The sequence below is a fragment of the Acinetobacter gyllenbergii CIP 110306 = MTCC 11365 genome (genome assembly GCF_000413855.1).
Lineage (GTDB): Bacteria > Pseudomonadota > Gammaproteobacteria > Pseudomonadales > Moraxellaceae > Acinetobacter > Acinetobacter gyllenbergii.
On sequence record NZ_ATGG01000061.1, the window covers coordinates 159605 to 182191 of the forward strand.

The 22587-nt window shown below is 41.2% G+C and carries 21 protein-coding genes; 10 read left to right on the plus strand and 11 right to left on the minus strand.

The genetic code is table 11. The features are described from left to right. Positions 1–67: 67 nt before the first annotated feature. The 6 genes from F957_RS00400 to F957_RS00375 all read right to left on the minus strand — a co-directional run bounded on the left by F957_RS00400 (position 68) and on the right by F957_RS00375 (position 6866). A complete protein-coding gene (locus F957_RS00400) occupies positions 68–844 on the minus strand; it encodes a GNAT family N-acetyltransferase (protein WP_016541957.1) in 777 nt (258 codons plus the stop codon). Between the two features lie 126 nt (positions 845–970). Continuing rightward, entirely contained in the window at positions 971–1870 is a 900-nt protein-coding gene (gene argB / locus F957_RS00395; protein WP_004655163.1) for an acetylglutamate kinase, read from the minus strand. Between the two features lie 13 nt (positions 1871–1883). Beyond that, a complete protein-coding gene (locus tag F957_RS00390) occupies positions 1884–3305 on the minus strand; it encodes a phosphomannomutase/phosphoglucomutase (protein WP_016541958.1) in 1422 nt (473 codons plus the stop codon). Positions 3306–3499: 194 nt separating this feature from the next. After that, entirely contained in the window at positions 3500–3952 is a 453-nt protein-coding gene (gene dut, locus F957_RS00385) for a dUTP diphosphatase (protein WP_005205429.1), read from the minus strand. Between the two features lie 23 nt (positions 3953–3975). After that, entirely contained in the window at positions 3976–6015 is a 2040-nt protein-coding gene (gene rep / locus F957_RS00380) for a DNA helicase Rep (protein WP_016541959.1), read from the minus strand. Between the two features lie 197 nt (positions 6016–6212). After that, positions 6213–6866, minus strand: a complete 654-nt coding sequence (locus F957_RS00375) for an OmpA family protein (RefSeq protein WP_016541960.1) — start codon at positions 6864–6866, stop codon at positions 6213–6215. Between the two features lie 390 nt (positions 6867–7256). Between F957_RS00375 and F957_RS00370 the strand changes: the two genes are divergently transcribed. From F957_RS00370 to F957_RS00345, 6 genes are all read left to right on the plus strand, one after another. After that, a complete protein-coding gene (locus tag F957_RS00370) occupies positions 7257–8171 on the plus strand; it encodes an acyltransferase (RefSeq protein ID WP_016541961.1) in 915 nt (304 codons plus the stop codon). Positions 8172–8198: 27 nt separating this feature from the next. Next, positions 8199–9257, plus strand: a complete 1059-nt coding sequence (locus tag F957_RS00365) for a hypothetical protein (protein ID WP_016541962.1) — start codon at positions 8199–8201, stop codon at positions 9255–9257. A gap of 117 nt (positions 9258–9374) precedes the next feature. Further along, positions 9375–10094, plus strand: coding sequence for a septum site-determining protein MinC (minC, locus tag F957_RS00360; protein ID WP_004655177.1), 720 nt, complete (start codon positions 9375–9377; stop codon positions 10092–10094). A gap of 73 nt (positions 10095–10167) precedes the next feature. Continuing rightward, positions 10168–10980, plus strand: a complete 813-nt coding sequence (minD, locus tag F957_RS00355; protein WP_016541963.1) for a septum site-determining protein MinD — start codon at positions 10168–10170, stop codon at positions 10978–10980. 2 nt (positions 10981–10982) lie between these two features. Beyond that, positions 10983–11255 (plus strand): cell division topological specificity factor MinE, encoded by a 273-nt coding sequence (gene minE, locus F957_RS00350; protein ID WP_004655180.1) that lies wholly within the window; start codon positions 10983–10985, stop codon positions 11253–11255. Positions 11256–11378: 123 nt separating this feature from the next. Next, entirely contained in the window at positions 11379–11666 is a 288-nt protein-coding gene (locus F957_RS00345) for a PA4642 family protein (protein WP_005150979.1), read from the plus strand. Between the two features lie 75 nt (positions 11667–11741). Here the strand turns inward: F957_RS00345 and F957_RS00340 are convergent, their stop codons facing one another. Beyond that, complete coding sequence (locus F957_RS00340) at positions 11742–14825, minus strand: DNA translocase FtsK (protein WP_016541964.1); 3084 nt, start codon at positions 14823–14825, stop codon at positions 11742–11744. Between the two features lie 252 nt (positions 14826–15077). Between F957_RS00340 and trxB the strand changes: the two genes are divergently transcribed. The 4 genes from trxB to F957_RS00320 all read left to right on the plus strand — a co-directional run bounded on the left by trxB (position 15078) and on the right by F957_RS00320 (position 19363). Beyond that, a complete protein-coding gene (gene trxB / locus F957_RS00335; RefSeq protein ID WP_016541965.1) occupies positions 15078–16028 on the plus strand; it encodes a thioredoxin-disulfide reductase in 951 nt (316 codons plus the stop codon). A gap of 116 nt (positions 16029–16144) precedes the next feature. Continuing rightward, complete coding sequence (locus F957_RS00330) at positions 16145–17701, plus strand: class I SAM-dependent methyltransferase (RefSeq protein ID WP_016541966.1); 1557 nt, start codon at positions 16145–16147, stop codon at positions 17699–17701. A gap of 86 nt (positions 17702–17787) precedes the next feature. Beyond that, a complete protein-coding gene (gene aat / locus F957_RS00325; protein ID WP_016541967.1) occupies positions 17788–18519 on the plus strand; it encodes a leucyl/phenylalanyl-tRNA--protein transferase in 732 nt (243 codons plus the stop codon). Positions 18520–18547: 28 nt separating this feature from the next. Continuing rightward, the gene (locus F957_RS00320) at positions 18548–19363 is read left to right on the plus strand and encodes an arginyltransferase (RefSeq protein WP_016541968.1); all 816 of its coding nucleotides are present in this window, start codon (positions 18548–18550) and stop codon (positions 19361–19363) included. Here the strand turns inward: F957_RS00320 and rimI are convergent. From rimI to F957_RS00300, 4 genes are all read right to left on the minus strand, one after another. Further along, a complete protein-coding gene (gene rimI / locus F957_RS00315) occupies positions 19349–19810 on the minus strand; it encodes a ribosomal protein S18-alanine N-acetyltransferase (protein ID WP_171066009.1) in 462 nt (153 codons plus the stop codon). The genes F957_RS00320 and rimI overlap by 15 nt on opposite strands. Before the next feature lie 92 nt (positions 19811–19902). Beyond that, a complete protein-coding gene (locus tag F957_RS00310) occupies positions 19903–20787 on the minus strand; it encodes a metal-dependent hydrolase (RefSeq protein ID WP_004655197.1) in 885 nt (294 codons plus the stop codon). A 215-nt stretch (positions 20788–21002) separates the two neighbouring features. After that, complete coding sequence (locus F957_RS00305) at positions 21003–21884, minus strand: metal-dependent hydrolase (protein ID WP_004655198.1); 882 nt, start codon at positions 21882–21884, stop codon at positions 21003–21005. Between the two features lie 199 nt (positions 21885–22083). Further along, on the minus strand, positions 22084–22587 hold a 504-nt coding region (locus tag F957_RS00300; RefSeq protein ID WP_016660711.1), incomplete at its 5' end, for an EF-Tu C-terminal domain-related protein.

The following is a 22587-nucleotide window of genomic DNA, read 5'->3' on the forward strand; positions in this document are numbered from 1 at the left end:
TGCATGAGGGAGAGATACCTTGTAAATCTCAATATGTGCTCACTATTAGATTAAGAATGATAAGGTACTAACGTTGCACCATTTTGTTCATCACAAAAGAAGTGGCAATCTTATTTACTTCAAGGAAAACAAAATAATCCAAACATTTAAAATCTTCATCATAAAATGCTTGTTTTGACAATTTCGACTGCATGCCTAAATAAGTTTGGAAAAGCTTTGGCATACGCTCATCTTGCGGGAAACTATAATCAGGACGCTCGGGCTCAAAGCTACGTTTTGAACGAATATCAATCGTCTGATGCTCACCCAATTGTTGAATCTGACGATGGGTGTAATAAGCACGCGCCAAATTATCTTCTAAATGAATACTAACGCAGCCCATCAAATACTTGGCACGCATCGACCACAGGACTTTAGGGGTCAGGTTCAGCCAGAGCATTGACAGGGCTTTACCTGAACGGAACTTTGGATGAACACAAGTACGTCCAATTTCGAGAATACTGGGTAAATGAGAGAATTGTGGAACGATTTCAAATTCTTGAGCACTATAACTCTGCCCGATTTCATGACCTTGGAACAATTTAAGCCGTGTATAGGCCACAATTTCGCCTGTCCATTTTTCACGTAATACCGCGTGCTCGCAACCGAAATCATATAAATCTTGGTCTAAACCGTCTTCAAAGCGCATCCCAAATTGATGGCTGAATTGTGTCGCTCTAAAGCGTTGTACTTCTTGTAATTCTTTTAAATTATCCACCCATTCAAAACGGAATTGATTTTGAGCTGGTTTGTGGCGTAAAGGTAAAGTCAATGTCTGGCGATATTGATTTAATTTTTCTAGCATAATGAAAGCTCCTTATGACTAGACCTACCTTAAAGCGCTTAAATGACATTGCAATGACTAAAACATGAACAACTCATGACGAAAAAAGAGACCTCTCAAGGTCTCTTTTAAAATCAATAGAGTGAATTAATGTTTGGCGCGGTTGGTAATCAATGTACCGACACCATGATCGGTAAAAATCTCTAATAGGCTTGCATGTGGTACACGGCCATCTACAATATGCGCACTCACTACACCACCTTTAACGGCATCTAATGCACAACCTACTTTAGGAATCATACCGCCATAAATCACACCTGTTTCGATCAGGCGATCAACTTCTTGTGTGCTTAGACCAGTCAATAGATTTTTATTTTCGTCCAATACCCCTGTGATATTGGTCAGCAAAATCAACTTCTCTGCACCTAATGCTTCTGCAACTTTACCCGCCACAAGATCCGCATTGATGTTATAAGTATTGCCTTCTTCATCCACACCCAATGGTGCAATCACGGGGATAAAATCGCTTTGGGTAAACATTTCCAGCACATCAGTTTTTACGCCAGTGACTTCACCGACCATACCCAAATCAATTTGTGAAATCGAACCGTCTGCTTCCTGTTTTTCCATCAGCAATTTGCGTGCACGCAGTAAATTGCCATCTTTACCCGTTAAACCAATGGCGCGGCCACCATGCTTATTGATTAGATTTACGATCGATTTATTGACGCTACCACCCAACACCATCTCAACCACCTCCATGGTGGCTTGATCAGTCACCCGCATCCCATCAATACGATCAGATTCTTGTCCAAGGCGTTTCAACAGTGAATCCACTTGTGGACCACCACCATGCACCACAATCGGGTTTAAACCAACGGTTTTTAACAACACAATGTCACGGGCAAATGAACTTTCCAACTCTGGATCCGTCATCGCATTACCACCATATTTTACAACCAGCGTTTTTCCTGCAAAACGTTGGATATACGGCAAAGCTTCGATCAAAATTTTTGCTTTATCAATGCCGATATGCTCATGTGGCATGCGTCTCTCCTTATTAAGCCAGTGCGAGTTCTTGTGCAATCTGCGGATATTGCGTTTGCAACATAGAAACAAAGGTCTGACGAATTTCAATTAATCGGGTTTGATTATCTGCATCAAACCGCACGGTAAAATATTCGCCAGTATTTGATGCTCGAATAATGCCAAATCCATCGTCAAAATCAAGTCTTACACCATCAATTTTACTTAAACGCGCGCCCAAACGGTGACTTAAAATTTCAATATCATTTAAAACCTGTTGTGGATTGACATCATGGGTACTGATATAGGTGTCTTCAGTACAGTAGCGTTCTGGGTAAGCCTCCAATAATTCAGATAGGTTGGCTGCGCTAGATTGGGTCAGGTACTCCATCACTCTCAATGCGGCATATAGCCCATCGTCATAGCCAAAACCACGACCATCATTAAACACATAATGGCCAGCATACTCACCACCAAAGACCGCTGTCCCTTGAGATTGAGACAGATAAGCACGTAAGAAACTACTGCCTGTACGAATCATTTTGGCTTGCCCAGCTAATCGCTGTACCGTATCTGCCACCATACTTGAGCATTTCACATCAAATACAATTTCTTTGTGTGGATGCTGTTGCAAACAAATCTGGGCAAATAACGACAATAAGCGATCAGGGCTGATGATATGTGCATTCTCGTCCAGTAAAACCACACGATCACCATCACCATCTAAAGCAATCCCAAGATCGGCTTTTTCAGCCACGATAGCAGCTTGTAACTTGCTTAAATGCTCAGCATGGGAGGGATCTGGGGCATGGTCTGGAAAATGACCATTGGCATCACAACGTAAAGCAATCACCGTACAACCTAATTTTTCTAAAACCAATTTGGCACACCGCCCTGCCGAACCATTTAATCCATCTAGAACCACTTTTAAAGGACGTGCTAACTGAATATCGGTCAATAATGATTGCTGATATTGCAAACAGTATTTAGAAATAATCTGATGTGTCAAATTTTCTGAAAGCAGTGAATCATTTCGATGTATTAACGAAATCTGTGCAAATTGCCCAACTTGCTGAATAACTTCAGGTGTAGGTGGTTCTCCTTTTAGAATCCATTTAATTCCATTATCAGACTTTGGATTATGGCTTGCGGTCACCATAATCCCATTGCCACCAAAATCACGAGCAATGTAATACATCATTGGCGATGAACAACAGCCAATATTAATGACCTTTAATCCTTGCTGTTCAAAGATTTGTTGAATGATATGAGCATAAGCTGGGCTGGTTAAACGTGCGTCATAACCAATCACCACATGTGTCTGTTCAGCATTTTTATATTGTGCAGCTAAAGCATAGGCAATCGAGCTAATAATATTTGGTGTTAAATTACTTAGCTTTCCGCGAATATCATAAGCACGGAAAATACTCAGCGGAAATGTATGTTGTATATTCACTATAAGCCCCTATTTTTATAATCTTATGATCCATAAAAAAAGCAGAAACTATTAAGAAATTAATTAACCCTTATTCAGCAAAATTAAAATAATGAATCAGCTGCTTTGTAATATATATCGAGGCAACAATCAATATGAAAAATGCAACGTTTTTCAGCAAAACATTGCATTTAAAGTGATAATTACTGAAAAGTTTATTGTTTTCCAGTGTGTCCAAAGCCACCCGCACCACGCTCAGTCGCAACAAATTCGCTCACTTGTTCGAACTCTGCCTGTACCACTGGAACCAAGACATATTGCGCTAAACGCTCACCTGGTTCTAAACGGAAGCTATTTTGTCCACGGTTCCAAACTGACACCATGAGCTCTCCCTGATAATCAGAATCAATCAAACCCACCAAGTTACCTAACACAATCCCATGTTTATGACCGAGACCTGAGCGCGGTAAAATCAAACCCGCAAAGTTTGGATCTTCGATATAAATCGCCAAGCCAGTTTTCACTAAAACGGTTTCACCCGCAGCAATCTCAATTGCCTCATCGAGACAAGCACGTAAATCTAAACCTGCAGAACCTGTGGTTGCATAAGAAGGCAAAGCCCACTCTTGACCTAAACGGGCATCTAATACTTTAACTTGAACTTTCATTAAAATTTCCTACTCACAATTTCTTAACGTTTCAACAATGCTTTTAAATTGGCAAGGTATTGCTGAGCTTGTTCTTTTGGATCGACATTCGGCGCCAGTTTCTTTTTACGGCCATGCCACTCCAGATCATCTTGCGGCATTTCATCCAAGAAGCGGCTTGGCGTCATTTGACGCATTTGCCCGCCATTCTTACGTTGCTCTGCCAAAGTCAGGGTCAAACCTTGACGCGCACGAGTAATGCCTACATACATCAAACGGCGTTCTTCTTCGATGGTTTCCGATGCAATCGAATTCTTATGTGGCAAGAGCTCTTCTTCTAGGCCAATCATATACACATAAGGAAACTCCAAACCTTTGGCGGCATGCAAGGTTAGTAAATTCACTTTATCGGTGTCTTCTTCTTCCTGTTGCTGCTCAAGCATATCTAGCAGTACCAATTTGCGAATCACACTTTCAATATTTTTCTCATCGACATCATCGGTACGATTCAATAAATTTTGAATACTGCTATATAAACTTTCGACACTGTCGAGCTTGGTTTTCTCTTGCGCAGGAGTCGCTGCCTGCTCACGGATATAGTCGATATAACCAGCTTCGTTGATCATCTGACGCACTTTCGGCATCGGCTCATCATCATCAAGCAATTCACGGGTGAAGGTCGCGATAAAATCAGCGAACTCATGTAATTGTGTTGCTGCTTTTTTCGGTAACACCATACTTAAACGTTGGTCTGACGATGCCGTCAATAAAGACAAGGTGTTTTCTTGGGCAAATAAACCGAGTTTCTCTAACGTGACTGGGCCAATGGCACGCTTAGGCGTATTGATAATACGTAAGAAAGCACTGTCATCTTCTGGGTTAATGATGAGACGTAAATAGCTCATCACATCCTTAATTTCAGCACGTGCGAAGAAGGATTGACCACCTGACAACTTATACGGAATTTGCATCTGACGCAGTTGGGTTTCAATCACACGCGCTTGGAAATTACCACGGTACAACACCGCATAATCTTTCCAGTTTTTACCATTCATCAGCTTATGCGTGATCAAGTCTTTCACCACACGTTCCGCTTCATCATCATCATTCAAACAGGTAATGACACGAATGGTTTCACCGTGACCTTTATCACTCCACAATTTCTTATCGAAAATATGCGGATTATTTTCAATCACAGCATTCGCCGCTTTTAAGATACGACTGGTCGAGCGATAGTTCTGTTCCAGCTTAATCACTTTGAGATTATGAAAATCGTCTTTTAACAAAGCCATATTTTCAGGCTTTGCACCACGCCAAGCATAGATGGATTGGTCATCATCACCTACAGCGGTAAACTGCCCCATCACCCCAACCAACAGCTTCACTAAGGTATATTGTGCTGTGTTGGTATCTTGATATTCATCCACCAATAAATAACGAACACGGTTCTGCCATTTGTCACGCACTTCTGCATTTTCCTGAAGCAAACGCGTTGGCATCACGATCAAGTCATCAAAGTCTACGGCGTTATAGGCACGTAAGTTACGCTCATAGAGTTGATATAGGTGGGCAAACTGAACATCTTCAACCGTTTCACAAGTTGAGTGAGCTTGTTCGGGGACAATCAGATCATTTTTCCAGTCTGAAATTTTCTTCATCGCCTTGGCAAGAAGTTCTTTGCTCTCAGCACCCGATAAATTGTCACGCTGCATCAAATCCATCAAGATTCGTTTACAGTCATCAGCATCTAAAATCGAAAAATTGTTTTTAAGCGGTAAATGTTTTAATTCGAGGCGGAGTAAATTTAAACCAAAAGTATGGAAAGTAGAGACCGATAGCCCTTTTGCCTCTTCGCGTGACAGCAGTTTTCCGACACGCTCTTTCATTTCACGTGCCGCTTTATTGGTAAAGGTCATTGCTGTAATACGATAGGCAGGAATACCACACTGCTGCACTAAAAAGGCAACTTTTCGGGTAATTACAGAGGTTTTGCCTGAACCTGCACCTGCAAGCACCAACAATGGTCCCTGAACATATTTCATGGCCTCAAGTTGCTTGTCATTAAGTTGACTGGCAGATGACATGGTTTATACCTCTCTCGTTTCCGAGCCTAATTTTTCGAGCACAATTATAGACATCTCTGTTTTAGAATCCCAATAGTAAATCTAGGGATATGTATAAATTATGATGCCTTATCCAAATAACACGCCGTAGCTTGTCGCCTATTTTGATCTGCAATAAAAAAACCACCCGAAGGTGGCTTTTTTGAAATCAGTAAAAATTACTGTTTAGCATAAATGCTGATTTCTACACGGCGGTTTTGCTCTTTACCAGCAGCAGTCGCGTTTGAAGCGATTGGGTTCGCTGAACCTAAACCTTGTGCATCGATACGGCTACCAGAAATACCTTGACCAGCTAAGTAGTTCTTCACTGATTGAGCACGTGCTTGAGATAATGGGATATTGATTGAATCATTACCTGTGTTATCTGTATAACCTGTTACTAAGATCGCACTCTTGTTATCTTCACCTAAAGTTTGCGCTACTTTGTTTAAAGTACCGTAGAAGTTAGGTTTGATGTTTGATTTGTTAGTATCAAACGTAATGCTACCTGGCATGATTAATTGAACCGAACCATCTGGGTTACGACCAACTTCTACACCAGTACCTGCCATTTGTTCACGTAATTTTTTCTCTTTGTTATCGAGATATAAACCACCAGCTGCACCAAGTACCGCACCAATTGCTGCAGCACGGTTGTTTTGCTTACTTGTATTTGCGTTACCCTTAGATACACCGTAACCTGCTGCTGCACCAATTAACGCACCTAAAGCAGATTTATCGTATTCAACGCCACCGATGTTATTACCAGTCGTTTGGCAACCAGAAAGTACCAATCCAGCCCCTACGAGTGTTGAAATTACTAATGCACGCATTGCGTTGCTCCTGTCTATGTATTTTGTTGTCTGGACAAATGATGAATGAGAAAATGGCGCTAGACCATTGATTTTTTGTTAATAATAAACACTTTATTAGTAGTTTTGTAATATTTTGATGCATTTTACTTGATCACGCCAACACAATTTCTTCATTGTTATACTTCTCTCAGAATAAAACCATAGTGAGACTCACATCACAAAATAAAAGTGCGCAATTTACAAGCAAACTTGACAATATAGTCTCTATCTCTTACCAATAAAAACCAATCTACGCATTTGAATCTATAAAAAATGTCAATATCTGAAAATATACAGTTGTATTTCAACATCTGTTGTTTATAGTTGGAACATCTCTTTTTTCAAACATATGCACTCAAGGTTCGATTTATGGCTACCGCTAATAAAAAAGCATCCCTATTGCAAAAAGTCAGTAAAGGATTAACCGTTAGTTCAGTGATTACAGGCAGCACCTTTTTTCATGGTCCACCCGTACTGGCACTCGGTCTCACTAAATTATTTAAAAAATCAACCAAAGTAGATGAAACCAATATTCAAATTACTAACAGTTGGTTAGGGGTAAACAACTGGTTAATTGACAATGTCCTGCCAAATTTACAATGGGACATTAGTATTGATGAACAACTTGATCTGAATTTGCAGGGACGATACCTGATGATGTGTAATCATCAAAGTTGGGTCGATACGACGGTGAATCAATATTTTGGTTTAACCCGTATGCCCCTCACCCGTTTCTTTACCAAGTGGGAACTTATTTTTATTCCTTTTGTGGGGCAAGCCTTTAAAATTTTGGGCTTCCCAATGATGAAACGGCATAGCAAAGAACAAATTGCCAAAAATCCAGAGCTGAAATCACGTGATATGCTGGAAGCGCGTAAAGCCTGTGAACAGTTGCTGAGTCAACCGTTTACCTTATTAAATTATTTAGAAGGCACCCGCTTTACTGCTGAAAAACATGCTGCACAGCAATCCCCATTTCAGAATTTACTCAAACCTAAAGCAGGTGGCCTCGCTTTAGCACTCAATATTCTGGGGGATCAAATTGATGCCTTGGTGGATATGACCATTGTCTATCCTGATGGTGCACCTGGTTATGGTGAGTTTTGGTTGGGAGATGTCTCTCGTATCGCCGTCGATTTACGCAAAATAGAAATTCCAGACTGGGTACTCGGCGGTAATTATGAAGATGACCCTGCCTATCGTGAACGTTTCCAAAAATGGGTTGATCAAATCTGGACTGAAAAAGACCAGCTGATTTCACAAATGAAAGCAAAATATAATTAATATTCTCATTAGGAATTGAGTAAAGACATGACCCAACAGGACTCAGGACAAAACTCTAAATATAACTATGTCAATCCGAACAGTGTGTTTTTCAAGCTGTTCCTCGTCTATGACATTTTCATGGTGTTTATTATTGTTTTTAACTTGTTCTGCTTAGGTATGAACTTTTTCCTGATGAGTAATATCGGGGCATGGTTTTTCAACTTTATTCATCTCTCCAGTGTGCTGGATTTTTATCGCACCCATTTACACCCTTGGGTGATTACCACTGAAGCATGGTTCATTATCTTTTTGATTGTTGAACTGGTTGTGCGTTGGATTATTTCGATTGCACAAAAGCATCATGCCCGTTGGTGGTTTTTCCCCTTTATTCACTGGTATGAAATCTTAGCCATTATTCCACATTTACGTTTTTTACGTTTATTCCGTGCAGGAATCATCGCTTATCGACTCCATGAACTCGGTTATAAAGTTGTCCCCGATGGCATTCGTATCAAAGCTCTATTCTATTATCGTGTGGTGATGGAAGAGCTGTCTGATCGTGTGGTCATTACGGTGATTGATGGCATTCGACACGAATTACAAACCAGCTCTAGCCATAAAAAAATTATTCATGATCTGGTCGATCATCATCGACAACTCTTTACCGTGACACTGAGCTCAATGTTACAAGAGTCCTTGGCGACCGCATTACAACAACAGCAACCCGTGATCACTCAAAAAGTCGGTATTATTGTCAATCAAGCCATTGAAGATACCCCTGAGCTCACCCAATTGTTGCGCCTGATCCCGATTGTGGGTGGACGTATCGAACAACAAATACAAAGTATCGGACAACGCTTAGGTGAAAACATCAGTGCAGGTTTAATTGAACCATTTACTTCTGGTTCAGCACAAAGACCGAATGAAAATTATCAATATATTGCACAACAGGTCAGTGAGCTAAATATTGACAATCACTACCTAGAAGAATTGGTCGAATCCGTCGTATTTGAAAGCCTTGAAGCGATTCGTAAACAGGTCAAAGTCAAACAATGGCAGCAAACTTTGCAAGAATCTGATCAATTGGATAAAAAAGCAGAATGATTACAAGAAAAATTACCAATCAAGCTAGAGAATTCGTGTAATTTGTTCTAGCATTTGCTTTTATTTACAACACGCTTCAACACAATAGAGCGCTTAAAAAGCCCTGAAGGATAAATTATGGCTGATATACGGATTACGGGCAGAATGGTGAATTTTAGTCGTCTGACTTTTGACACTAATGACCATAATGCAATCCGACAGCAACTGAGTAGTACACTGAATGAAGGTTCTTATGTTGGTACACTCGTCATTATTGACAGTACCGTAGAACAAGAGCTGATTGCGTTAATTCAGCTTTTAATTGATTTAGGTTTACAACCGATGGCCGTCATTGATGGCATTTTGGGTGATGAAGCTCGGGCGATTCAATTCCCTGTTCTACCTGCCGATCAGCCCTTACAGCGCATCAAGGCATCTAAAGAACAAGTGGTTGATCATGCTCCTGTAAAAACAGCGGATAATGCTGCAATACAAACACCACAAAAAAACACATCGAATGCATATATCACCTCTTATCATGATGAGATTTTGCGGACAGGCCAATGTTTGGTCCAAGATCAAGGCGATATTATCCTAAATGCGGGCATGAATAGTGGATCAGAAGTGATTGCATCTGGAAATATTCACATTTATGGCAATGCTCGTGGTAGAGTCATTGCAGGTGCAGGTGGGCAAGCTGCAGCACGTATTTTCTGTCACTCTTTAGAAGCAGAATTAATCTCGATTGCAGGAACCTATTGTGTAGCAGATGATATTCCCAAAGATATGATCAAAAAGCCTGTACATATTTATTTAAATAACAAGCAAGAACTTGAATTTGAAGCCTTGCAGTTTTAATTTATTGAATTGAGTTTTAAAGCACCAAATAAGCCCTTTTAGGGGCGTATGACCATAAATAGGAGTGGATTCGGTGGCCAAAATTGTTGTCGTAACGTCAGGCAAAGGTGGTGTAGGTAAAACTACAACAAGCGCATCTTTTGCAACAGGTTTAGCCCTACGTGGTCATAAAACTGTTGTGATTGATTTCGATGTAGGTTTACGTAATCTAGATTTGATCATGGGCTGCGAACGCCGCGTTGTTTATGATTTCGTCAATGTCATTAATAATGAAGCACGCTTACAACAAGCGCTGATCCGTGATAAAGATATTGAAAACTTGTACATTCTCCCTGCATCACAAACCCGTGATAAAGATGCCTTGAGCGATGAAGGTGTTGCACGTGTGATTGATGAACTTTCTCAAGAGTTCGATTACATCATCTGTGACTCACCAGCCGGTATTGAGCGCGGTGCGATTTTAGCAATGTATCATGCTGATGAAGCCATCATTGTTACCAACCCTGAAATCTCATCGGTTCGTGACTCAGACCGTATTATTGGCATGCTTGATAGCAAGACCAAGAAAGTTGAACAAAACGAAGGTCGTATTCGTAAGCATCTATGTATCACGCGTTTCAACCCTGAACGTGCTGATCGTCAAGAAATGCTTACGATTGACGATATTTCGAAAGATATTTTACGAGTGCCGACATTGGGCGTCATTCCTGAGTGTCCAAGCGTGCTTCAAGCATCAAACGAAGGTAAGCCAGTGATTCTGTATGCAGAAGAAAAAGCGGGTCAAGCCTATGATGACTTAGTGGCTCGCTTCCTTGGTGAAGACCGTCCTTATCGACACATTGCAGTACAGCCAAAAGGTTGGTTAGCTAGACTATTTGGAGCGTAATTATGGCAGGATTCTGGAGTAAACTTTTTAGCAGTGATGAAAAACCATCAAGTGCACAAACTGCCAAAGATCGTTTAAAGGTGATTGTTGCCTCTGAACAAGGTTTAGGTCGTCGCCTAGGCCAAGACAAAATCGACCAAATGAAAAAAGAAATCATGCAGGTGGTGAGTCGTTATGTTCGTGGTGTGGATGAACAGCATATTCAAATGCAAGTTCGTTCAGAAGCAAATATCGAAATGTTAGAAATGAATATCAATTTACCTGAAGATCGATAGCAGTTTTTTCATTAGCGATTTTTCGCAAATAAAGGCAAAATACGCGAGTGGAATTGGAAAGCATGGCTTTCCCCCACTTCAAGGATTTTGCCTTTATTATTTTATAAGACTGAGGAGATTGTCATGGCATTATCACAGCCAGCAACTTTCAATGAAGAATGGTCAGATGAGCGTGTGTTTGCCTACCTTAACCAACTTCCTCCAACTGGCGTAAATGCTGACTTTCATGTGCTTTATCATGCATTCAAACATATGCGCCCAAATGACTATGAGCGCTTGATTACCCAGTTTTTGGCAGATGGTCGTGACTTGAATGCAACCAACCCTGAAGGACAGCGCATTCATGATGTGATTGCTCAATTCCCACGTCAAAAAGATGGCTTCTTAGAAGTTTTAGCAAAATTTGCTTAATCGCTTCTTCAATAAAGCCACTAAATACCCATAAAAAAGCCTCTATCAATAGAGGCTTTTTTTAGCAGATAATTTCTAAACCAGAATATCCCGCTTACCATTGGCACCCATTGAGCTGACAATGCCATTCTCTTCCATTTGGTCGATAATGCGCGCCGCACGGTTATAACCTAAGCTAAATTTACGTTGTAGCGATGAGGTCGATGCTTTACGTGTCTCTAAAACGAACGATACACATTGATCGTACAGCGCATCACGACTTGGATCACCATCCCCATCTTCAAAACCACGTGAGCTTGGCTCTTCATCAAATGGCGTCAGGATTTCATCAACATAATCCGGCTCACCACGTTCACGCCAAGCATCACAAATACGGTTCACTTCATCATCGCTAATAAAGGCACCATGCACACGCTCAGGCTCGATTTTACCAGGCCCTAAGAACAACATATCACCATGACCGAGCAAGTCTTCTGCGCCACCTGCATCAAGGATTGTACGTGAGTCAATTTTACTGTTTACGCGCAATGCAACACGGGTTGGAATATTGGCTTTAATCAAACCTGTAATCACGTCAACCGAAGGACGTTGTGTTGCAAGCAGTAAGTGAATCCCTGCGGCACGCGATTTCTGTGCCAAACGGGTAATCATTTCTTCCGCTTTTTTACCGACCTGCATGATCATGTCAGCAAACTCATCCGCAACAATCACAATCGACGGTAACGGCGTCAAACGCGGTGCACGCTCACCGACAACCGAATCACTGGCTTTCCATGTTGGATCAATAAGGTCTTCACCATTGGCAATCGCTTCTTCGACCTTACGGTTATAGTCGCTCAACTTACGAATTTTCAAGAAGGACATCAATTTATAACGGCGTTCCATCTCATTGACACACCAGTTTAAAGCACTGACCGCATCTTTCATGTCAGTGACCACAGGCGTTAATAAGTGTGGAATATCATTATAGTTGGCTAATTCAAGCTGCTTCGGATCGATCAGAATCAAACGTAACTGGTCGGGTGTGTACTTCAATAACATCGAAAGGATCATCGAGTTGACTGCAACCGACTTACCAGAACCTGTGGTCCCCGCAACCAGCATATGTGGCGCTTTACCGAGGTCAGTAATGACAGGATTACCTGAGATATCTTTACCCATCGCCATAGAGAGCAAACCCGCAGGGTCTTCAAAAGCTGGCGTTTTCAATAACTCAATCAAGCGTACCATTTCACGGCTACTATTCGGCACTTCAATTCCGATATATGGTTTTCCTGCAATCACTTCAACCACACGGACAGATGCCATCGACATTGAACGTGCTAGATCGCGTGAAATGTTGGTCACTTTAGAGGCTTTTACACCTGGTGCAAGATCCAGTTCAAAGCGTGTTACGACGGGTCCTGGCTGGGCTTCGACCACCTGAGCCTTCACATTAAACTCTTGTAGTTTAATCTCTAAAAGCTCAGAAAGACGTGCGAGTTGCTCAGCGGTAAAATTGACCTTTTTGTTTGGATCAACTTCATCCAGCAATTCCAGACCTGGTAAAGTCGGTAGATCACGGCGTTTTTGCGCAACTTGCATGGCACGTGACATCGGACGACCAAATGCATCTGTTAACGGCGCATCCAGATCAAAATCATCTTCAATATCTAAATCCACATCTGGATCAGCTTTACCTGCCGTTTCTTGCCATGCTTCGAGGAAGGCTTCTTTAGACAGGGTTTCTTTCGGCGCCGCTGAAACCTCAATCGGTGCTTTTACAAAAGCAGAGGATTGCGCATAACTTGTGCTTCGAGCAGGCACTTGTTTAGGCTCTTCTTCAACCATAAGATCGCTAAAATCGTCTGCTTGCTGCCCAGTGATGCGATGAACATCCTCTTGGATAGGATGTATTACATTTTGAATCGGTGCAGTCTCAGGCTGTACAGCTGCTGGTCTTGCAGATTCATTAATCAATGCTTCGATATCTGCTTCAAATTCGACCTCAGTAACCTGAGGGGCAGGATGTGCCTGAGGCTCTTGGGTAAATGGGGTATGTAAGTCTGTCGCCGTCTTACTATTTGGAACAGCAGCCAATAACTCATCAAAGATTTGGTCATCATTCCAATCTAAATTACTGTGGTTGGTCGTCTGCGTTGCAACATGTGCAGTAGGCGCTGCATAGGGATGAGCCGCATTGGCAGAATCATCCGCCGCTCTTAATAAGGCATCAATCTCTTGCTTATGACTCGCATCATCGCGTTGCAATGCACGCCACACTTCACCAGTTTGCACCAAACGCTGGCTTTCATTTTCAAATTGATGCGCGCGCTGTAAGGTTTGCTCAAAATCTTCAAGTTGTTCCGCTGGTGCGGGTTGAGTACTTTGTTGCTGTTCTTTCGCAACCACATCAGCGAACAGTTTTTCTGCCATCAACTGATGATGTGAATCATCAATTTTAATCAGTTTTGCCTGAACCTGATTGACTTTAGCTTCTTCGGTTTCAGACGTTGGTTCAGACGCTTTTTGGGTTTTATTCTTAATTGCTGGTGTATCAGCGGCTGCCAATTGCTCAGTCAGGTCATACGCAGACTCATGCTGAGGTACATTTTTATAAAATAAATCTTGTAAATAAGCAGGCGTATTTTTCAATGTAGCCCAAGTCTTGTTCCACTGAATCCCAAAAGCTAAGGTCAGTAATAAGATACTGAATGCAAGTAGGAACAAGGTTGCGCCATAAATGGTCAGTAATTGCGATAAGCTCTGTCCCAATTCATAACCAATGATTCCTCCAGCCGCATTGTCCAAGGTATCTGCTGGTGTATTCCAGTGCAGATACAAGAGGCTGGAAATGGACAGGATCAAGAAAAACTGGGCAGCATAACGAAATGGACGGTTAAGAAAGCTTCTTGGCCACCAGACTTGAATGGCTTCAATAAACAAAAATAAAGGAATCAGCAAGCTTGCCCATCCCAAGAAACCGAACAGTAAATCTGCGATCCAAGCGCCTGCTACACCGCTGGCGTTTGAAACCTGCTGGGTATCACTGGAAATGTGCATCCAACCCGGATCAAACGGTGTATAGGTTACTGTGGCAAGAAATAAATAAATGCCAAAAGAAATCAAAAATAATGTCATTAAAAAGCGTTGTGCATAAACACTTGACACCGCAGTCATATACAGTCCTGTAACCCGATTCGTTATTTGTTGGTATCTTTTAAGGTCTAAATTACCTTAATCAATAAGTTTTATATTATGCACTCGTTCTTACAAAAAAGATGCACGATTGTTTACTGTTGTTGTTAACATCCTGCTCGGATATAGCTCAATTCGATTGAGTTAATCAATATTATCCCGATGGATTTAAACCACTCCGCTCTGGATTCACGTATAATTTTAGCAGTTTTGATATAAAAAGGATGTTCTTTAATGAGCGCTCGTCACTCACGGTTAATTATTTTGGGTTCTGGTCCTGCAGGCTATAGCGCAGCAGTCTATGCTGCACGTGCTAACCTCAAGCCAACACTGATTGCGGGTTTGCAATTAGGTGGTCAATTAACAACGACCACTGAAGTTGACAACTGGCCAGGTGACCCAGAAGGATTAACTGGTCCTGTACTTATGGAACGTATGCAAGCTCATGCAGAACGTTTCGGTACAGAAATCGTCTACGATCATATCAATGAAGTAGATCTTAAAACTCGTCCATTCGTACTCAAAGGCGATATGGAAGAGTACACGTGTGATGCGTTGATTATTGCAACAGGTGCAACTGCACAATACCTAGGTCTTGAATCTGAAGCTGCGTTTATGGGCCAAGGTGTAAGCGCATGTGCAACCTGTGATGGTTTCTTCTATAAGAACCAAAATGTCATGGTGGTGGGTGGTGGTAACACTGCAGTTGAAGAAGCACTTTATCTTTCTAATATTGCAGCGCATGTGACCCTTGTTCACCGTCGTGACAGCTTACGTTCTGAAAAGATTTTGCAAGATCATCTTTTTGCCAAAGAAAAAGAAGGCAAAATCAGTATTATCTGGAACCATCAAGTGGATGAAGTCTTGGGTGATAAAACTGGTGTAACTGCAGTTCGTATCCAATCAACACAAGATGCAAGCACTCAAGACATTCAAGTTCAAGGCTTGTTTGTTGCAATCGGACATAAGCCAAATACAGGCATGTTTGATGGTCAATTGAATCTACGTGATGGCTATATCCAAGTGCATAGTGGCACTGCGGGCAACGCCACTGCTGCCTCTGTAGAAGGTGTATTTGCTGCAGGTGATGTCGCAGATAGTATCTACCGCCAAGCCATTACTTCAGCAGGTTCAGGCTGTATGGCAGCCTTAGATGCAGAGAAATATCTCGATAATTTAAACTAATTAGGCCAATATTAAGAAACCACCAATCTTTGGTGGTTTTTTTTTGCCAGTATCCATACAATCAAAAAAATGACGACTTTTTAAACACATCAACGATCAGTCTATAGGATATTTCAATGACAACGACCTGGACGAATGGCTACCAAACAGAAGTAAATTATACCTACGGTTATTATCGAGACCTCAGCCCGAATTTCCAAAAGTTTTGCTTACTTTTAAATGGTATCGATAGTCCCGACTTTCAGGAAAATCACCATCATTGCGAACTTGGTTTTGGACAAGGTGTGAGTATCAATATTCATGCGACCTGTAATGAAGCGGCATTTTACGGGACGGATTTTAACCCTGCCCATGCCGCACATGCCAATCAACTGGCTGAACAGAGTCAGACCGAACATTATTTCTATGATGACAGTTTTGAAGAGTTGTTGAATCGTTCTGACCTCCCCATGTTTGACTCCATCAGTCTGCATGGTATCTGGAGCTGGATTAGTTATGAAAATCAGTACATTATTCTCAAATTTATCCGAAAATTCCTAAAACCCAACGGGATTGTCTATATCAGCTATAACTGCGTTACTGGTTGGGCAGCCAATATGCCAATTCGTGAGTTGTTCCATAGCCACTTTAAATTCAACAGTAAAAGTACCAATCCACTGCAAAAGGTCAATGAGGCCCTCACCTTCAGTGAAGATCTACTTAAACAGAATCCAATTTTTGCGCAACGTAATCCCAATGCCGTACAAAAAGTCGCTGATTTAAAACAGCAAAATCCGAATTATTTGATTCACGAATATCTGAATCAAGATTGGCAATGTTTTTCTTTCCAGCAAATTGTCCGTATTCTGGATGAAATCAAGTTATCCTATGCGGGTTCTACCGATTTAAGTACTCATCTCGATAACATTAATTTTTCAGAACAGCATCAAGCTTTTTTGAATGAAATTGAACACCCTATTTTTAAAGAACAATGTCGCGACTATTTTGCCAACACTCAATTTAGACGTGATTTGTTTATTCGAGGTAAAAACACCCTTACCCCTCTACAAGTACAAGAACGGCTACGTAAAACTGCTTTTGTATTGCTCACCGCCAAAGAGCAACTCCCCACCAATATCAGTGGGCTGTTAGGCACCTTCAATTTAATTGAGGAAATCTACCAACCGATTGGTGATCAGTTCGCACAGGAAAACTATCAGGCACTGACCGTTGCTGAACTTGAACAAAGCTTACCGACATTAAGCTATGCAAAAATCCTCAATGCCCTGGTGATTTTATCGCATTTAGGCTTGGCACAACCTTGCCAAAGCTTGGAACCCAAACAACAGACACTAGAGCAATGTCAGCGCCTGAACCATTATTTACTCAAACAAGCCAGTTTTCATCAGAACTATAACGTGCTGATCAGCCCAATTACCGGTATTGGCATCCCGACGGAACATTTCCATCAATTGTTCTATCGCGCACATTTTATTGAGGGTTTAGAGTCAGCAAGTGAATTTGCACAATATGTACAAGATGCAATCAGCCAACTCAATTGGTTGGTCTTAGATAAAGATGGCAAAACCGTCTCTGACCAAGAAAAAAGTCTTGAAATTATTCAAGGTAAAGCACAAATTTTCTTGGACAGCAAAAAACTACAGATTGCGAAACAGCTGCGCTTATTTAGTTAAAGCTGTTTTGGGAATGGCAACGACAAAGATTGCCATTCCCGATAACTTCAGTTAGCTTAGAATGAGTCTGATTGATTTCTTCCACTATGCAACAACTCCCACCCTCACACTATATTTTTCCCAATCCAATCGAAGCCGATCCTGAAGGACAAGGATTTATCTGTATTGGCGCCGACCTTCACCCTTCTACCTTATTCGAAGCCTATACGCATGGATTATTTCCATGGTTCAATGAAGATGAACCGATTTGTTGGTGGAGTCCTGAACCCCGTTGCATTATCGAACCTCATGCCTACAAACCGAGTAAATCCTTGCTTCGGAATATGAAGAAACATGATTATCGAATTACCATTAACCATGCCTTTGAAGATGTGATTCGTTCTTGTTCATTGCCTCGAAGCTATGCCAATGAAACATGGATCAGTGAAGATATCATCGAAGGCTATTGTGCATTATTCCAAGCAGGATATGCGTACAGTGTTGAAGTCTGGCAGCAGGATAAATTGGTTGGCGGACTCTATGGTGTCAGTATTGGTAAAGGCTGCTTTGGGGAGTCGATGTTTAGTACCGAAACTGATGTTTCTAAGATGGCTTTTTATACCCTAATGCTGATTGGACAGGAAAATCAGTTGCCATGGATTGACTGTCAATTGGTCAATGATCATCTTTTAAGCCTTGGTGCACGTACACTTTCTCGCCAAGACTATCTTAAATCGTTACAAGATGTAATTATTGCCCCCTCTATCAATTGGAAAAGTTATCAAGAACGTGTATTTTCAAGTAAAACAATAGCAGTTTTTGCAAAATTAGACGGTTAACGGATTAGCACCTTGGAGGGACAGATTAATGAAATCATATCAACCCAAGTCCCTTTTAAATGACTTACAGTACTATATTACGCCGCCACACGATTGTAGTTATCTTGATAACAAATCGGCACGGATGGTGTTTTTAGATCCAATTCACCGTATTGATGTGGTGACCTTGTCAGAACTTTCTCGTGTCGGGTTTCGTCGTAGTGGCGATTTTGTCTACCGCCCTGAATGTCATCTGTGTCGCCAGTGTTTATCCTGTCGTGTTCCTGTTCAAGAATTTAAAATGAACAGCAGCCAAAAAAAGGCATGGAAACGCAATCAAGATTTGCAAATGAGTATTTTGCCAACATCGCAAGCGACTCAGCAGCATTATGATCTGTACGAACGTTATATCAATGAACGTCATGCAGATGGCGATATGTACCCAGCCAGCCTAGACCAGTTTGAAAAATTTCTGGTGCATAGCTGCACAGAAAGCTTCTTTATCGAATTATGGAAAGATCAAAAACTGATTGCTGTTTCAACCTGTGATTTGATGGATGATGGTCTTTCAGCAGTCTATACCTTCTTTGATCCAGATGAACAACGTCGCTCACTCGGCGTTTTTGCCATTCTCAAACAAATCGAGTATGTACGTACCCTAAATCTAGACTATCTTTACCTCGGTTATTGGGTACCACATTCATCCAAAATGAATTATAAATCGCAATATACGCCACTGGAATTATTGCTCGATGGACAATGGCGTCGCCTCAATCGCCCACTTTCAGACCATGAAATCCATCAGCTCGGCAATTCATTGATGAGTACACTGCCTTCCGAGTGGAACAATTTAATTATTAAATAACGCTGCAAAATCATCTGTGCATGTCTTGACCATAATCACGGCATGCTCTCTTGAGCCATCAGGGTTTGGATAATAATTCTTGCGTAAGTCAATTTGATGAAAACCTATTTTTTCATACAAACCAATGGCGGCTGTATTACTTTCACGAACTTCTAAAAAAATCTGAATTGGATTGTTTTTTAATTGCTGGATAGACTCATCCAATAATTTATAACCGAGCCCCTTCCCTTGCTGGCTCGGATCTATCGCCATCAACAATAAATTTGCTTCATCTAAAACGGGCTGTAGAATACAGAATCCCACGACCTGATTGGCTTGCTCATAAACCGTACATTGATACGAAGCCAAGGATTCTTGGAACTGTTGCCTAGACCAAGGATGGGTTTGCACCAAGCGCTCAATCGCAGTCACCCTCTCCAAGTCATTTTCTTGCATCAATCGAATCACGATCTATCACTCTATAAAATACTGGTGCAGATTATCAGCAATTTAAAACAAAATTTGAATAAAAAAATGGGCAGTTTTGCTGCCCTATATACTTAACTTAGATTAAAACCTAATTCAGCACGCCATTTATTCAAAAGTGCGGTAGTATCGTCATCATTCGGATGAAATTTCGGTCTTAAAAAATCTAATAAGGTCGGGATTTGACGAGTCATAAAACCTTTATAACCATACATAAATTTAATCATGTATTTGGTATCACGCCATGTCAGCTTGCCATCTGTTTGTAGCAGTTTGGCCGTGAAATAAGACTGAGTAATAAAAATGAGCCCCATTGCAATGACTAAAGCCAATGAGCGCATAAAATACGCTTTAGGACCTTGACCATACATGGCTTGATAGACATCAAAGGCAACCGCTTTATGCTCATTTTCTTCTACCGCATGCCACATCCATAAATGGTACATGGTCTGATCCATAAACATGGCTTGGATATCGGGATTACTTAATAACTCTTCAGCGATAGTTGAAGTGAAGTGCTCCAACGCACAAGTTCCTGTTAAACCAATCATTTCTTTGGTAAAACCAAAAGGCTTTAAAAATTTTGCAGTTATTCCAATAGTACGATTGATTAAACGACCTGTTTGACCTTCCATTTCGCGAACAGCATAACCATAGGCCTCTGCAGAAGCATTAAATGCTAGATGCTCTTTTGAATGCATGGCTTCTTGACCAATAAAGGCGCTGATTTCTTTCTGAAGTCGCTCATCTGCGAGTTTAGGATCATTCCGCACTGCACGGGTACTGTTCACAAAGAATTGCTCACCTTCTGGGAACAATGCTGAAAGCGCAGTCATAAAATGAGTTAAAGCAGCATCACCATTGGCCCAATAACGTGGCACCTCACCAAATTCAAAATCCATTCGGCGTACAGGGAAACTGGCACCAGCTCTGTTTGAAATATTGACTTTAGCATTCATACCCTTTTCTCCTATCCGTGAATATTCTTGATAAATGATGCTTGATAGTTCTTTTATACGCCCTTTTCAGTGCATCGAATAAGTGCAGATAAGGTCAGAAAAGCATCATCTTAGGACATGTCATCACCTTGAAAATTATGTATGAAATAATTGAATAAAAAACAAAAAGGGCAATTTTGATTGCCCTTTTAAATCGATTTATTTAAAGCTAAAAATTAGAAACCCAGTTTCGCTTTCCAGTCTTTTAACAACTGTACCGTGTCCAGATCATTAGGATGGAATCCTGGTTTAAAGTAAGCCAGCATCTCCCCTGCCATACCCGTAATAATGCCTTTTGAAGGACTATAGCCATATTTGTAAATCATCGCCAATTCTTTAAAGTTCAGCTTCTTGTCCTGTTGCAGTAAACGTAAAGTAAAATAGGACTGAAGAATAAAAATCAAGGCCATGGCAAATACCAGCGCCGAGGTACGCAAGCTATAGGCTTTTAATCCCTTACCAAATACTGCCTCATAGACATCATAAGCAACCGCTTTATGTTCATTTTCTTCTACTGCATGCCAGAACCACATATAAGACATGGTATCGTCGGTCATTAAGTCCTGAATATGCGGATTACGTAATAATTCAGAAGCAATGGTCGCCGTAAAATGTTCTAAGGCCGTTGTTGCGGTGAGATTGACCATTTCGCGGGTCATACCAAAAGGTTTAACCACTTTAGAAAAGTTATTTAATGCAAATTGAATATAACGACCAGTAATTTGCTCTAAAGTTCTTACATCATGTCCATATTTCTGTGCAGAGGCATTAAAGTTAACATGCTCCTGAGTATGCATGGCTTCTTGGCCAATAAAGGCACTGATTTCTTTTTGCAGCTCTTCGTTGTCTTTAATTGCGGGGTAATAACGAACTGCACGTACCGCATCAATAAATAATTTTTCACCATCTGGGAACAGTGCAGATAAACCTGTCATGAAATGAGTTAAACCTGCCGAACCGTTCATCCAGTATTCCGGGACTTGATCAAAATCAAAGTTCATACGACGGACTGGGAAGCTTGCACCCGCACGATTTGAAATATTTACTTTAGCATTCATGCTGCCAACTCCTTTTCAGTGAAACCTTCCACTGAGCACTTTTGTCTGTTTCTTGCGTTTTATATTACGTTGTTATGCAAATCAATTAAGTGCAGTTTGGGACAGCAAACTATCAGTTAAGGACACTCTTACAAAAGGATTGTCTAACAATAAACAAAAAAAACACCCCAGAGGGGTGTTTTTTTATCACTCTAAGCGATTATGCAGTTACTTTAGCAACAACACCAGCGCCTACAGTACGACCACCTTCACGGATCGCAAAACGTAGACCTGGGTCCATTGCGATCGGGTGGATTAACTCTACTGACATCTCAACGTTGTCACCAGGCATTACCATTTCTACGCCATCTTGTAATTTGATCGCGCCAGTTACGTCAGTTGTACGGAAGTAGAACTGTGGACGGTAACCGTTAAGGAATGGTGTATGACGACCACCTTCTTCTTTAGAAAGTACGTATACTTCTGCGTCGAATTTAGTGTGCGGCTTGATTGTACCTGGTTTAGCAAGTACTTGACCACGTTGTACGTCTTCACGCTTAGTACCACGAAGAAGAACACCACAGTTCTCGCCTGCACGACCTTCGTCAAGCAATTTACGGAACATTTCTACGCCAGTTACAGTTGTCTTAACCGTATCTTTGATACCTACGATTTCAACTTCTTCACCAACTTTTACGATACCAGCTTCTACACGACCAGTTAC